Genomic DNA, 12049 nt, shown 5'->3' on the forward strand with positions numbered 1-12049 from the left:
ATCCCTTCACCGTCCTCGCAGCGCACGCCACGCGCGCCCGATCCGTCGCCGCGCGCCCAGCGCCGTCAACCGCAGCTGCTCGACCCGGCCGATTCCGCCGGCCGGGCGCAGGGCACGGCGCACCGCCGTCTCCGGCGGCGCACCCGGCAGACGCAGCTCCGACAGCCGTTCAGGAGCGAAGTACCTGTCGCGGTCGGAGGGACGGATGCTCATCAGCAGCTCCTCCGCACGCCCACGCAGGTGTCCGGCGACGACCGGCTGCATGGCGTAGCCGACCGCGTCGATCAACAGCTGCATCCGCTCGGGTTCCCGGTAGGGGGAATCGCGTCGGGTGAGTGCATCGACGATCGTGGCCGGCACGCGATTGCTGTTCTCGAACGGGGTCAGTCGAGAGAGCACGGCATCCGCTCCGACCGCCTCGATCTCGGTGCCGAACACCGCCTGCACCGTGGGGAGTGCGGTCGAGAATCCGGCGATGACGGCACGGGCGTGGATCCGCTCGGCCAGCATCTCCGCGGCGAGCGCGCCGCGGTACTCGTGCAACTCGACGCCGTGCACCGCAGCCCGATCGCGCAGCGAGTCGCTCAACCGGGGCGGCGCCGCAGGATGCGGCTTGAAGACGATGTGCGCGGGCTTCAGACCCGCCGCGCGGTCGATCATCCGGGTCTGCAGCGCGACCTCCTCGCTCTCGCTGAGGAGCCCGAGAGCCGACAGGTACTGGCCGAGGACGAGCACGGTCGGCTCCCCCTCGAGCGCGTGCTCGAGATCGGTCGTGTCATCCACTCCCGCTGCCGTCTCGGCGAGCACGGCACGGAACAGCTCAGGAGAGACGGGCACGGGCATCGCGGTGGGCGATCCGACCAACGGCGTCACCCCCGGCACGACGTCAGCATGGACGACGCGGCCGATCCGGGCGGTCACCGTGTGCGGCAGACGCACCCGCATGGGCGAGTAGGTCATCAGCCCGTCGCCGATGATCGTGAGTCGCGCGTGCGGGAAGAGCGTCATCAGGGTGCGTGCCGGCGCGACCTGCGGACTCTGCACCAGCAGTTCGAGATCGTCTCCGTCGAGTCCCCACGCACGAGCGAACAGTCTTCTCAGCAGCGGCAGATCGGCGGCTTCGGGCTTCCAGGCACTCGGATGCAGCGGACCGAGCAGCGCGTCGAGATCCTCGACCCGGTCGAACCGATCCCGAAGGCTCGCGAGCGCAGGATCGGCGAGGATGCCCACCGTCGTCTCCGGCACCCGTGACGACACGAACGGCACGAGGATGCGCTCGCCGTGCTCTCCGAGGAGTCCTCCGTCGAGCGCGGCCGCGGCCGTCGCGAGTCCGTAGGCGCTGTGCAGCGCGAAGAGCTGGGTCATGCCGCACGACCCACCGTGCGCAGCAGCGGGGCGAGCACGCGGCGCCGCGGGCCGTCGAGTCGCGCCAGCACCGCTGCCGACTCGGTCTCGGGCAGACGCGCGAGCAGCCCGCGGATGCCGGCGCGCATCTCCGCGCGCAGCGACGGTGTCATCCGTCGTGCCCGCACGAGGTGTCGCGAGCTCAGCGCCAGCACGCTCCACACCGCCTTCGGAAGGAAGCGGTCGGCCTCGGCATCCGCTGCCGCGATGTCGAGCACCTCGTCCATGGCGCGTACGAAGTCGAGTTGTCGCCGATCACGCACCTGGGTGAGCGAGGTCGACACCCCTCGGCGATAGAGCAGGGCCGGAGCATCGACCACCGCGAACGAGCGGGCCTGCAGGTGCAGGCGCCAGATCCACGGGCGGTCCTCGGCGGTGAAGAGTCCTGGGGTGAAGGCGGCGAGACCGTCGTCGATCAGTCGGGTGTGCAGCACGCCCGCCCAGGCGAAGGGGTAGTCGACCATGGTCGGCTCGTTCTCGGGCAGGATCGCCTCGCGCGGCGACCCCACACGCTCGCGCCACGGATACGGCGCCGGAATGAGCGTGCGCACGCCGGCCTTCACCGTCACATGATCGGTGCGCAGGAAGTCGCAGTCCAGGTCGCGCAAGCGCCGCGTCAGCACGTCGAGCCGCTGCGGCTGCATCCAGTCGTCTCCGTCGAGGAAGCAGAATGCGTCGCCCTCGACGTGCGCGAGCCCCTGATTGCGGGCGCTCGCGAGCCCCTTCGGCTGCGGGTTCTCGATGACGGTCGAGTGCGGGAAACGCTCGGCGTAGCGCCGCATCAGTGTGCCGGTGTCGTCGCGGGATCCATCGTCGATCGCGACGAGCTTGAGCGCCGCCGGATCGTCGAACTGGCGGGTCAGCGTCTCCAGCGTCGTGCCGATGTACGCGCCCGCGTCCTTGGCGGGCAGGATGACGGTGACGAGCGGTGTGCGCACAGAACTCCCCCGGGTCGACGGTCTCGGCATGGTCGCAGGCGATCGTTGCCGGTCGGGGACGCGAGGGTGAACGCAGGGTGACGCGCGTCGATGCGTCCGCTGAGCGCGGGCACGGCGGATTCGCGCCTCGGTCGGTGATCGGCGACGATGGGTCCATGCTCTGGCCGTTCGGAACGACATGGCGCCCGGTGCGGCAGAAGCGCCGCGGCACCGTGGATCTGCGCTGGCTGAGCGCCCGCACCTGGACGCGTCGCTGGTATCCGCAGGGCATCGACCTCGGGCTGTGGCACGGTCGGCGCACGCTGGCCGTGAGCTGGTTCCGTCAGCAGCTCGACGGGCACCATCTGGCCTCGCGGGTCGCCTTCGTCGATCTCGACCGCTCCCGCCACCTCGACGTGCTGCTCGCCGTCGAGGACGGCGGCGAGCTGCAGCCCGCGCGGATCCACGCCGGCGGCCTGGCCTGGTTCGACGACCGCCTCTTCGTCGCCGCGACCGGCAAAGGCATCTGGGAGTTCGACCTCGCCGGCATCCGGCGCGTCCGGGGCGCGGAGGCACGACGTCTTGCGGGTGCCGGTGGCCGAGGCCTGCGCGCCACCGCACTCGTCGCGGTGCGCACCCGCGTGCATCCGATCGACATCCGCTGCTCGTATCTCGGTCGTGTGTTCGACGACGACGGCACACCGCTCCGCCGCGTCCTGATCGGCGAGTACACGAAGGACGACCGGGGGCGCGTCGCGGAGTTCTCCCTCCCGGAGTCCGACGAAGACGGCTTCCACGAGGAGAGTCGCTTCACCCCCGGCATCCGCCACATGCAGGGCGCGGTGCGCTGGGGAGACCGGCACTTCATCTCGCAGTCCGACCGCATGCGCCCGGGGGTTCTGTGGACCGGCAGCCGCGACGCTCTGGTGCGCGATCGGGTGCCTCTTCCGGTCGGGTGCGAGGACCTCGCCCTCGACCTCGACGAGAAGCTGCTGTGGTCGCTCGGGGAGCATCCGTGGCGTCGGGTGGTCCGCGGCATCCCGTTCGCCTCTCTCGGGCTGGACGATGGACAGCGCTCGGACGGCTGACAGCAGACGCCTCAGGTCGCGAACGTAGACTGTCCGCGTGAAGAACCGCGCACCTTTCCTCGTCTACACCGTGCTCCGACTGCTGGCATTCCTCGTGCCGCTCGCGATCCTGTGGTTCTTCTTCCCGATCTTCCGCGAATTCTGGTGGCTGGCCGCGATCTTCGCCGCCCTCATCGGCGTCAGCATCTCGATGCTCTTCCTGCGTGCACCCCTGACCGATGCGTCGGCGCGGTTGGTCGAGCGCAGGGGCGGACGCAGCGAGGCCGAGCAGGCCGACGCGGATGCCGAAGACGAGGCGATCGACGGCGCCGCAGCCGGCGACACCGCCACCCGCCGCGAGGACTGACTCAGCCGGCGAGCGCCCAGAAGAACGCGCCGGCGTAGAGCAGCGCGGTCAGCGAGGTCAGCGCCAGCGCGATGACCAGCTCCTTCGCCTGACGGTACGTCCAGACGATCAGGATCGCCGGGAGCCCCGAGAGGAGTGCCAGCAGCCCGATCCAGGCGATCGGGTACAGCAGCGCGATGAACGCCAGGATGCCGAAGGGCGCCAGCACGAACAGCGTGAAGAGCACTTGCGTCGCGCGCTTGCCGATCAGGACGGTCAGGGTGCGCTTGCCGACCAGTCGGTCCTGGTCGATGTCGCGCAGGTTGTTGGCGAGCAGCACGGCACACGCGAACAGACCGGCGGCGATGGCTCCGAGCCAGGCCTGCTGCGGCAGCGTGAAGGCCTGCACCCAGGTGGTGCCGAGCGTCGCGACGAGCCCGAAGAAGATGAAGACGAAGACCTCGCCGAGAGCGTTGTACCCGTAGGGGCGCTTGCCCCCGGTGTAGAACCAGGCGGCGATGATGCAGGCCGCGCCGATCGCGAGCATCCACCACTGCTCCGTGCGGATCACGATCGCGACGCCGACCGCGGCGGCGAGGGCGAAGAAGACGAGCGCTATGACGAGCACGGTGCGGGGCTTCACGCGACCCGATGCCGTGAGGCGGGCGGGGCCGACGCGCACGGCATCCGTGCCGCGGATGCCGTCACTGTAGTCGTTCGCGAAGTTGACGCCGATCTGCAGCAGCACCGCGACCGCGAGGCACGCGAGGGCGATGACCCAGTGGAACTCCGGGCCCGTGCTGCGGGCGGCACCGGTGCCGATGACGACCGGTGCGATCGCGAGCGGGAGCGTGCGCACTCGCGCGGCGCCGATCCAGTCGCCGACCGTGACGGGACCCGCCTCGATGACGGGTCGCTGGGCCGGGTTGCCGCTCGCCCGCTTCGCGGGATTGCCGCTCACACGGGTCGGGTTCTTCTTGCGCTTCGAGGATGCTGCCACGCAGGGAATCCTACTGGGGCACCCGATGGACGCCTGTGCGGCCGCGGCTGTCAGTCGCGGGTGAAGGTGAGGTGCGTGACGCCCGACTCGGCGACCTCGGACGCGACGTCGTAGCCGTTCTCGATGCCGCGCAGGCCGTCCCAGATGCGCTCGCCGCTGCCCAGCACGAGCGGCGCGACGGCGAGGTGCACCCGATCGACGAGTCCTGCGCGCAAGAACTGCCTCACGACGTCGATGCCCCCGCCGATGCGCACGTCGTCGCTGCCTGCTGCCTCGATCGCGCGCGGCAGGATCTCTTCCGGCGCCGCATCGACGAAATGGAAGACCGTGCCGTTCGCGAACTCGATCGAGTCACGCCGGGTGTGGGTGAGCACGAAGACCGGCACATGGAAGGGAGGCTCGTCGCCCCACCATCCGCGCCAGTCAGGGTCATCCGGATTCTGGTGCAGACCGAACATGCCCGCACCCATGATCTCGGCGCCGATGCCTTCGAAGTACGCGTGGGCGTACTTCTCGTCGACCCCCGTCGTGCCGGCACCTGAGTCATCGCCCAGCACGCGGGTGCGGAACGTGCGCGTGGCCGCGTAGGCCGCGACCAGACGCGGCCAGTCATCCCCGAACGGCTTCTCGGGTGTCTGATCGGTGGTGGTCGCGAATCCGTCGAGGGAGACGTTGAGATCGACGCGGACGGCCATGATGCTCTCTCTTCTGCAGTGCCGGGTGATGCGGATCAGGCGTTCGGGTTGCTGTCCTTGCCGTCGAGCCAGAGGGTGTCAGACGCATCACCGTGCGCACCGCCCTTGCCGACGTGCTTGTCGCTGATCTTCGGCCCCTTGAGGATCACGTGCACCATCGCCTGCGCGTGGCCGTGGCCGAGGCTGTACTCCTCCTTGAGCCAGTTGAGCACCACCGTCGACTTCGTGGTCTCGTCGAAGCCCTGCTCCTTGGCGAGCTCGACGAACTGCCGCGGGGTGAGGCCGGTCTGGGTCTCGACCTTGTCGAGATAAGCCTGGAAGGACATGGATGCTCCTGGGAGTCGGCGCTGGCGGTGGAATCCTCTGCGACGAGAGATCTGTCACAGTATGACCCGAGCGACGCCGTTCTTCCAGAGTGCGATCAGGCCTCGACCGATGACTCCGGTGCGACGGCGATGATCGGCCGGTGCTCGTAGTAGGTCTGCAGCACGACAGTCGTGCGGGTGCTCACGTTCGCGGCCAGTCGGATGTCGCGGACGAGCTCCTCGAGTGCGCGGGGGGAGGCGACCCGCACGAACAGCATGTAGCTCGCGTCGCCGGCGATCGAGTGGCACGCCTCGATCGCGTCGAGGTGCTCGAGAAGCTCGGGGGCGTTGTCGGGCTGGGCCGGGTCGAGAGGGGTGATCTCGATGAACGCCGAGAGCGGCGTGCCGACGAGTTCAGGATCGAGGATCGCCCGGTATCCGGTGATGACTCCGCGGGTCTCGAGGCGACGCAGTCGCGACTGCACGGCCGACACCGAGAGGCCCACGGCATCCGACAACTGGGACAGCGTCGCCCGCCCGTCTCGAGAGATCGCGGCCAGGATCGCGCGGTCGACAGAATCATCCATGGATGTAAGATTATCGTCAGGATTCCGTATATGCCGGAATCTTTCCGCCAAACTCTCCGATCGGAGGTCCCGATGTCCATCATTTCCGCCCACAGCACCGCTGTTCAGGCCATCGTCGGCGAACCCGAGGTCGTCGAGGACGCATCGATCGCCGAGCAGAGCACGGCCTGGGCGCAGCTCAAGGACGCCGCCGTCGCGATCCGCGAGATGCAGATCAAGGACGGCTCCATCCCGGATGCCGCGCACCACGCCGCCGCCCGCGAGCTCGTCGCCGCGATCACCTCCGGCATCCGCGCTCTCGCCCCCGCCTTCCCGCACGACGCCGAGTACCTCGCCGCCTCCGTGGTCGACTTCGACCGCTGGGTCGCAGAAGGCTTCGGCGTGCCGGACTTCCTCGATTCGCTCATGGCCTTCCAGCCGCAGCAGCACCGTGTCGACGGCATCCGACACCTGGTCGTCTTCCCGATGTACACGCAGAACGGTTCGAGCGACCGTCTCGTCGAGGCGCTCATCGTCGAGACGATCTGGCCCGAGTTCATCGCCGCTCTCGAGGCCGGCGACTACGGCAACAAGCTGTTCGTCTCGCTGCGCCTGGTCGACTTCACGCCCGGTTACGACACGAACTCGGCCGTGCTGTTCCCCGAGACCGTCGCGATGCGCGAGATCCCGTCGTTCACGTGGGGCGCGATCTTCCAGGACCGCGAGGCCGCCCGGTACCGGCGGGTCACCCGTGCCGCCGCCGCGATCACCAACCTCGATCTGCCGGAGCGCGTTGCCGCGATGCTCGACGACCAGCAGGTGACCGAGAAGACCTTCGTGATGTGGGACATCATCCACGACCGCACCCACATGCGCGGCGACCTGCCGTTCGACCCGTTCATGATCAAGCAGCGGATGCCGTTCTTCCTCTACTCGCTCGAGGAGATGCGCTGCGACATGACGGCGTTCCGCGAGTCGGTGAACATCGAGCGCACCCTCGCCGCCCGTATCGCCGCGGGTGAGGAGCTCACCGAGACCGAGCAGGAGATGCACGACTATGCGCACCTCGTGCAGTACGCGGTGATCTTCGACCGGATCTTCCGTTTCTCGATCACCGGCACCCGCACGCGCAACTACGACGCCGTCGGCGGACAGCTGCTGTTCGCCTGGCTGCACCAGCGTGGAGTGCTGCACTGGACAGACACCGCTCTCGCATTCGACTGGGACAACGTGCCGGATGCCGTCGTGGCTCTGGGCGATGCGATCGACGACCTGTACTGGCACTCGATCGACCGCCCCAAGGTCGCTCACTGGCTCGCCGCGTACGAGCTCGTGCGCGGAACGCTCACGCCGCACCCGGCATCGCAGTGGGCCCGCGGCCTGCCCGACGAGATCCTCGCCGGCGCGCCGAAGGGGTACACGGATGCGGTGATGGACGACGAGTTCCCGCTGTCGATGTTCTTCGAGACCCTCGACAAGAAGATGAAGACGGTCATCGAGTCGACCGTCGGCATCCGAGGCACCGACGACTGACTCGAATCGCGCATTTCTGGGGTTCGGTCGTGTGGTGCGACCGGACGCAGCGTCTGCGGCCATTCCTGCCCGGGGTGGCCGCAGAACTGTTTCTTCACGAGAGTTGAGCACATGACCGTCACGGATCGCACGATCGTCCTCGCCGGAGCCACCAGCGACTCCGGCTTCGCCCTCGCACGCGCCCTCCTCGAGGCGGGTGCTCGGGTGGTGGCGACCGGCCGCACCGCCGAACGGCTCGAACCGCTGCGAGCGATCGGCGCCGAGGTCGAAGGGGCGGATGCTACCTCCCTCGAGTCGATGACGGATCTGGCCGCGCGGCTGGGCGCCGTCGACGCCGTGATTCCCCTGGTCGGCGGATGGCGCGGCGGCGGAGGGCTCGCCGGGCAGACCGATGCCGACTTCGCCGCCCTCCTTCCCGCCCTCGAGGCGGTCAGGGCGACCAGCCGGGCGTTCGACAGCGCGCTGCGAGCCTCGGATGCCGGTCGCTTCGCGATCGTGTCTTCGACCGCGGTCGATCGCCCTCTCGCGGGTGGCGCGAACTATGCGGCGGTGAAGGCGGCGAGCGAGGCGTGGACCCGCGCAGTCGCGCAGGGCTTCGCGAAGGCCGCACGGGACGCCGGGGAGCCGCTGCGCGCGGCATCCGTCGTCTTCCGTGCGAAGGCTCTCGATCCGGCCTCCCTCGTGCCGCGGGTCCTGGCACTGTGGGACGACGATGCCGCCGGCCTCAACGACCAGATCATCACGCTCGACTGAACCCCTCGGGCACGACCGACAGCACCGGACGCCGTCAGCGCCCGGTCAGCGTCAACGCTCGGTCAGCGTCAACGCTCGGTCAGCGTCGCGCCTCCGGGATCTCGGGTGGCAGACCGCGCAGTGGCGGCGGCGACTCCACGAGCCGCCCGTCGTCGTCATGCGCATCGGCATCGGAGTCCGAGTCGGCGCTTGCCTCCGCATCCTCGTCCGGATCCGTGGGATCCGTCTCGCCTGCATCCTCACCGTTCGGATCCTGCTCCGGCGCATTCGCGTAGAGCTGCGTGAGCTTGCGGTAGGACTTGGTGAAGAACGCCAGTGTTCCCGCGATCACCATGATGATGCCGGCGAACAGGCAGATCAGGGCGATGCCCCTGGCCTCACCCTCGCCGAGCAGCCACCCCCACTGCCGCTGGCCGGCGTCGGTCCTCATGTACGGGATGATCAGGAACTCGGCGATCGGCGCGACCAGGAACGCCGTGATCGGTGCGGCCGCGGCCTCCATCGCGGCGGCCACTCCGAACACCCGGCCCTGCCGGTCGTAGCGGACGACCTTCTGGATGATCGTCTGCTCGGCCGCCTCGACAGGGGGCACGAGCGCCATGTAGATCCACATGCCGATCACGTACAGCGGCCACCACTCGCGCAGCATGAACACCGACCCGAGCAGCCCCATCGCGATCACGACGAGCAGCAGCGTGCGCATGGGTTTGGCGCCGAGACCGAACTTCGCCACCAGGCCGCCGCCGATCAGGAAGCCCGTCGAGGCGAACGCGAGCGCAAAGCCCCACATCTGGGCATCGAACAGGGTGAGGCCGTACGGATCCATCAGCGCCATGTAGACGCCGCCGATGAGGTTGTTGAAGGTCGAGAAGATGATGAGCGCGAAGAGCCCCGGTGCGAGACGGATTGCCTTCACGCTGCCGCGGAAGTCGAGCGCGCTCGTGGCGTCGGGGTCGGGCTTCGGGGCGCCCTCGGGGATGCGGATGAAGAGCAGGTGCACGAACGTGAGCACCATGGCGCCGATGGCGATCGCGAGCGTCCACCCCATGCCGAGGAACCCGATCGACAGGCCGGAGAACACGCTCGTCACGAGGAACGCGAGGCCCTGCACGGTGCCGACGAGGCCGTTGGCGTTGGCACGGCGGTCTTCGGGCACGAGGAGCGTGACGGTGGTCGAGAGCGCGATGTTGCGCAGCTGCTCGATGACGCCGCCGAACAGGATGACGGCCGAGAACACCCAGAACCACGGCCCGCCGAGGTCGAGCAGCGCCGCCTCGGGCTGCCAGACGTAGAGCACTCCGGCGACGAGGAAGGCGACGGCCGAGATGACGCTCGAGAGCAGCATCACCGTGTGCTTGCGGTTGCGGTCGACGATCGTGCCGAAGATCATCGCGAAGAAGGCGATGAACAGCATGTATGCGCCGCCGATGACACCGGTCGCGAGCACCGACTGCGTCTCGATGTACACCCAGAACGTGAGGGCGAACCACAGGAAGCTCGTCGTCACGTTCGCGATGAGCGTGTTGACGAGGACGTTCGCGAAGGCGGTCTTCGCTGCGGTGCGCTCCATGATTAGAGGGTAGGCGGGGCCTCGGACATTCGGTAGAGAGGTTCCGCAGCGCGGCGTCTGCGGACGGCATCCGGCAATAGGCTTGTCCGGTGACTATTCAGCATGACCCCGCGGTCCGCGGCTTCGCCAGCGACAACTATTCCGGCGTCCACCCCGAGGTCCTCGCGGCCATCGCGGCGGCGAACGGCGGCCATCAGGTCGCGTACGGCGAGGATGCCTACACCGAGCGCCTGCAGGAGGTCTTCCGCGCGCACTTCGGCGAGGGCGTCCAGGCCTTCCCGGTGTTCAACGGCACCGGTGCGAACGTCACCGGCCTGCAGTCGATGCTCCCCCGATGGGGCGCGGTGGTCGCGGCATCCTCCGCGCACATCAACGTCGACGAGGGCGGAGCGCCCGAGAAGATCGGCGGCTTCAAGATCCTCTCCGTCCCCACCGATGACGGCAAGCTCACCCCCGAGCTCGTCGATCGCGAGGCCTGGGGCTGGGGCGACGAGCATCGCGCGCAGCCCCTCGTGGTCTCGATCACGCAGTCGACCGAGCTCGGCACCCTGTACTCGGTCGATGAGATCCGCGCGCTGGCCGACCACGCGCACGAGCGCGGAATGACCCTGCACCTCGACGGCGCGCGCATCTCGAACGCCGCCGCTGCCCTCGACGTGCCGCTGCGCTCCTTCACCCGCGACGCCGGCGTCGACGTGCTCAGCTTCGGCGGCACCAAGAACGGCGCCATGCTCGGCGAGGCCATCGTGGTGCTGAACCCCGAGGCGTCGAACGGCCTGCAGTACTCGCGCAAGTTCAACATGCAGCTGTCGTCGAAGATGCGCTTCGTGTCGGCACAGCTGATCGCACTGCTCGAGGGCGACCTGTGGCTGCGCAACGCCCGCCACGCGAATGCGATGGCCCAGCGTCTGCGCGGCACCATCGAGACCGGCATCGCCGACGGCGCGATCAACGGCGTCTCGTTCACGCAGCCGACGCAGGCGAACGGCGTCTTCGCCCAGCTGCCCGCGGGCGTCGCCGACCAGCTGCGGGAGTCGTTCCGCTTCTACGACTGGGATGCCGCGCGCAACGAAGTCCGCTGGATGTGCGGCTTCGACACCGAGCAGTCCGACGTCGACGAGTTCGTCGCCGAGCTCGCCCGACTCACCTCGCGCTGAGAATCCGGTCGCGGCGCCCGCGACACACGAAGAGACCCACCGTCAGAAGTCGTGACGGTGGGTCTCTCTCGTATGAGGTGGCTGCGCCGCTAGCGGAGCAGCCCGAGGTTCGCGAGTGCCAGACGGATGAGCGTGCCCCGACCGCCCTCCATCTCAGCGGCCACCGCGTCGGACCCTGCGGCCTCCGCCGAGAACCAGGTGACCTCGAGCGCGTCCTGACGCGGCTCGCACGTGCCGGTCACCGGCACCACGAAGGCGAGCGAGACGGCGTGCTGACGGTCGTCGTGGTAGGCGCTGACGCCGGGGATCGGGAAGTACTCGGCGACCGTGAACGGCAGCGGCTGCGGCGGAAGCAGCGGGAACGCCATGGGCCCCAGGTCGTTCTCGACGTGACGGAACAGCGCATCGCGGATCGTCTCGCCGAAGCGCACGCGCCCAGACACGATGGTGCGCGTCATCTCGCCCATCGGCGTGGAACGCAGCAGGATGCCGATCTCGGTCACCTGCCCCGATCCGTCAGTGCGCACCGGGATCGCCTCGACGTAGAGCATCGGCAGGTGACGACGTGCCTCTTCGAGCTCGAACTCGCTCAGCCAGCCCGGGTTCGTGTCTCGGGCAGGGGGCTGAGCGGCGCCGAAGCCCTCGATCCCGTCGTCGGGCTCGGGGTCGGGATCAGGTGTGCGGACGGCCATGTGTCCTTTCTACCAGCCGCACCTTCGACCCGACACTGACTTGA

At 68.9% G+C, this 12049-nt stretch carries 13 protein-coding genes; 5 read left to right on the plus strand and 8 right to left on the minus strand.

The features are described 5' to 3' along the window. Nucleotides 1-6 precede the first annotated feature (6 nt). The gene (locus OD997_RS08630) at nt 7-1365 is read right to left on the minus strand and encodes a polysialyltransferase family glycosyltransferase (RefSeq protein ID WP_434331206.1); all 1359 of its coding nucleotides are present in this window, start codon (nt 1363-1365) and stop codon (nt 7-9) included. Next, the gene (locus OD997_RS08635; protein WP_434331207.1) at nt 1362-2372 is read right to left on the minus strand and encodes a glycosyltransferase family 2 protein; all 1011 of its coding nucleotides are present in this window, start codon (nt 2370-2372) and stop codon (nt 1362-1364) included. The genes OD997_RS08630 and OD997_RS08635 overlap by 4 nt, the downstream gene beginning before the upstream one ends. Nucleotides 2373-2497: 125 nt before the next feature. On the opposite strand from OD997_RS08635, the gene OD997_RS08640 reads away from it, so the two are divergent. Further along, a complete protein-coding gene (locus OD997_RS08640; protein WP_434331208.1) occupies nt 2498-3409 on the plus strand; it encodes a hypothetical protein in 912 nt (303 codons plus the stop codon). A gap of 37 nt (nt 3410-3446) precedes the next feature. Beyond that, nucleotides 3447-3755: a DUF4229 domain-containing protein gene (locus tag OD997_RS08645; RefSeq protein WP_120494207.1), complete on the plus strand. Its 309-nt coding sequence runs from the start codon at nt 3447-3449 to the stop codon at nt 3753-3755. Between the two features lies 1 nt (nt 3756). Here the strand turns inward: OD997_RS08645 and OD997_RS08650 are convergent, their stop codons facing one another. From OD997_RS08650 to OD997_RS08665, 4 genes are all read right to left on the minus strand, one after another. After that, nucleotides 3757-4734: a 1,4-dihydroxy-2-naphthoate polyprenyltransferase gene (locus OD997_RS08650; protein WP_434331209.1), complete on the minus strand. Its 978-nt coding sequence runs from the start codon at nt 4732-4734 to the stop codon at nt 3757-3759. Nucleotides 4735-4784: 50 nt separating this feature from the next. Next, nucleotides 4785-5432 (minus strand): dihydrofolate reductase family protein, encoded by a 648-nt coding sequence (locus OD997_RS08655; protein ID WP_434332358.1) that lies wholly within the window; start codon nt 5430-5432, stop codon nt 4785-4787. Nucleotides 5433-5464: 32 nt separating this feature from the next. Continuing rightward, nucleotides 5465-5755, minus strand: coding sequence for a DUF4287 domain-containing protein (locus OD997_RS08660; RefSeq protein ID WP_434331210.1), 291 nt, complete (start codon nt 5753-5755; stop codon nt 5465-5467). Between the two features lie 95 nt (nt 5756-5850). Continuing rightward, nucleotides 5851-6321: an Lrp/AsnC family transcriptional regulator gene (locus OD997_RS08665; RefSeq protein WP_434331211.1), complete on the minus strand. Its 471-nt coding sequence runs from the start codon at nt 6319-6321 to the stop codon at nt 5851-5853. Between the two features lie 72 nt (nt 6322-6393). Here OD997_RS08665 and OD997_RS08670 point away from each other — a divergent pair, with 72 nt between their 5' ends. Continuing rightward, nucleotides 6394-7833 (plus strand): DUF6421 family protein, encoded by a 1440-nt coding sequence (locus OD997_RS08670; protein ID WP_434331212.1) that lies wholly within the window; start codon nt 6394-6396, stop codon nt 7831-7833. A gap of 111 nt (nt 7834-7944) precedes the next feature. Next, a complete protein-coding gene (locus OD997_RS08675; RefSeq protein WP_434331213.1) occupies nt 7945-8586 on the plus strand; it encodes an SDR family NAD(P)-dependent oxidoreductase in 642 nt (213 codons plus the stop codon). A 79-nt stretch (nt 8587-8665) separates the two neighbouring features. Here OD997_RS08675 and OD997_RS08680 read toward each other — a convergent pair whose 3' ends face one another. Beyond that, the gene (locus OD997_RS08680) at nt 8666-10156 is read right to left on the minus strand and encodes an MFS transporter (RefSeq protein ID WP_434331214.1); all 1491 of its coding nucleotides are present in this window, start codon (nt 10154-10156) and stop codon (nt 8666-8668) included. Nucleotides 10157-10245: 89 nt separating this feature from the next. Between OD997_RS08680 and OD997_RS08685 the strand changes: the two genes are divergently transcribed. Continuing rightward, nucleotides 10246-11313, plus strand: a complete 1068-nt coding sequence (locus OD997_RS08685; protein WP_434331215.1) for a threonine aldolase family protein — start codon at nt 10246-10248, stop codon at nt 11311-11313. Nucleotides 11314-11402: 89 nt separating this feature from the next. Here OD997_RS08685 and OD997_RS08690 read toward each other — a convergent pair whose 3' ends face one another. Next, complete coding sequence (locus tag OD997_RS08690) at nt 11403-12005, minus strand: DUF4916 domain-containing protein (RefSeq protein WP_056312995.1); 603 nt, start codon at nt 12003-12005, stop codon at nt 11403-11405. Nucleotides 12006-12049: the final 44 nt, after the last annotated feature.

This window comes from Microbacterium sp. CGR1, assembly GCF_051062835.1.
Classification (GTDB): Bacteria; Actinomycetota; Actinomycetes; order Actinomycetales; family Microbacteriaceae; genus Microbacterium.

Bases quoted from the DNA above. Each gene is read 5' to 3' on its own strand.
- OD997_RS08630 (WP_434331206.1), bottom strand. From the start codon at position 1,365: ATGACCCAGCTCTTCGCGCTGCACAGCGCCTACGGACTCGCGACGGCC.
- OD997_RS08635 (WP_434331207.1), bottom strand. From the start codon at position 2,372: ATGCCGAGACCGTCGACCCGGGGGAGTTCTGTGCGCACACCGCTCGTC.
- OD997_RS08640 (WP_434331208.1), top strand. From the start codon at position 2,498: ATGCTCTGGCCGTTCGGAACGACATGGCGCCCGGTGCGGCAGAAGCGC.
- OD997_RS08660 (WP_434331210.1), bottom strand. From the start codon at position 5,755: ATGTCCTTCCAGGCTTATCTCGACAAGGTCGAGACCCAGACCGGCCTC.
- OD997_RS08665 (WP_434331211.1), bottom strand. From the start codon at position 6,321: ATGGATGATTCTGTCGACCGCGCGATCCTGGCCGCGATCTCTCGAGAC.
- OD997_RS08670 (WP_434331212.1), top strand. From the start codon at position 6,394: ATGTCCATCATTTCCGCCCACAGCACCGCTGTTCAGGCCATCGTCGGC.
- OD997_RS08675 (WP_434331213.1), top strand. From the start codon at position 7,945: ATGACCGTCACGGATCGCACGATCGTCCTCGCCGGAGCCACCAGCGAC.
- OD997_RS08680 (WP_434331214.1), bottom strand. From the start codon at position 10,156: ATGGAGCGCACCGCAGCGAAGACCGCCTTCGCGAACGTCCTCGTCAAC.
- OD997_RS08690 (WP_056312995.1), bottom strand. From the start codon at position 12,005: ATGGCCGTCCGCACACCTGATCCCGACCCCGAGCCCGACGACGGGATC.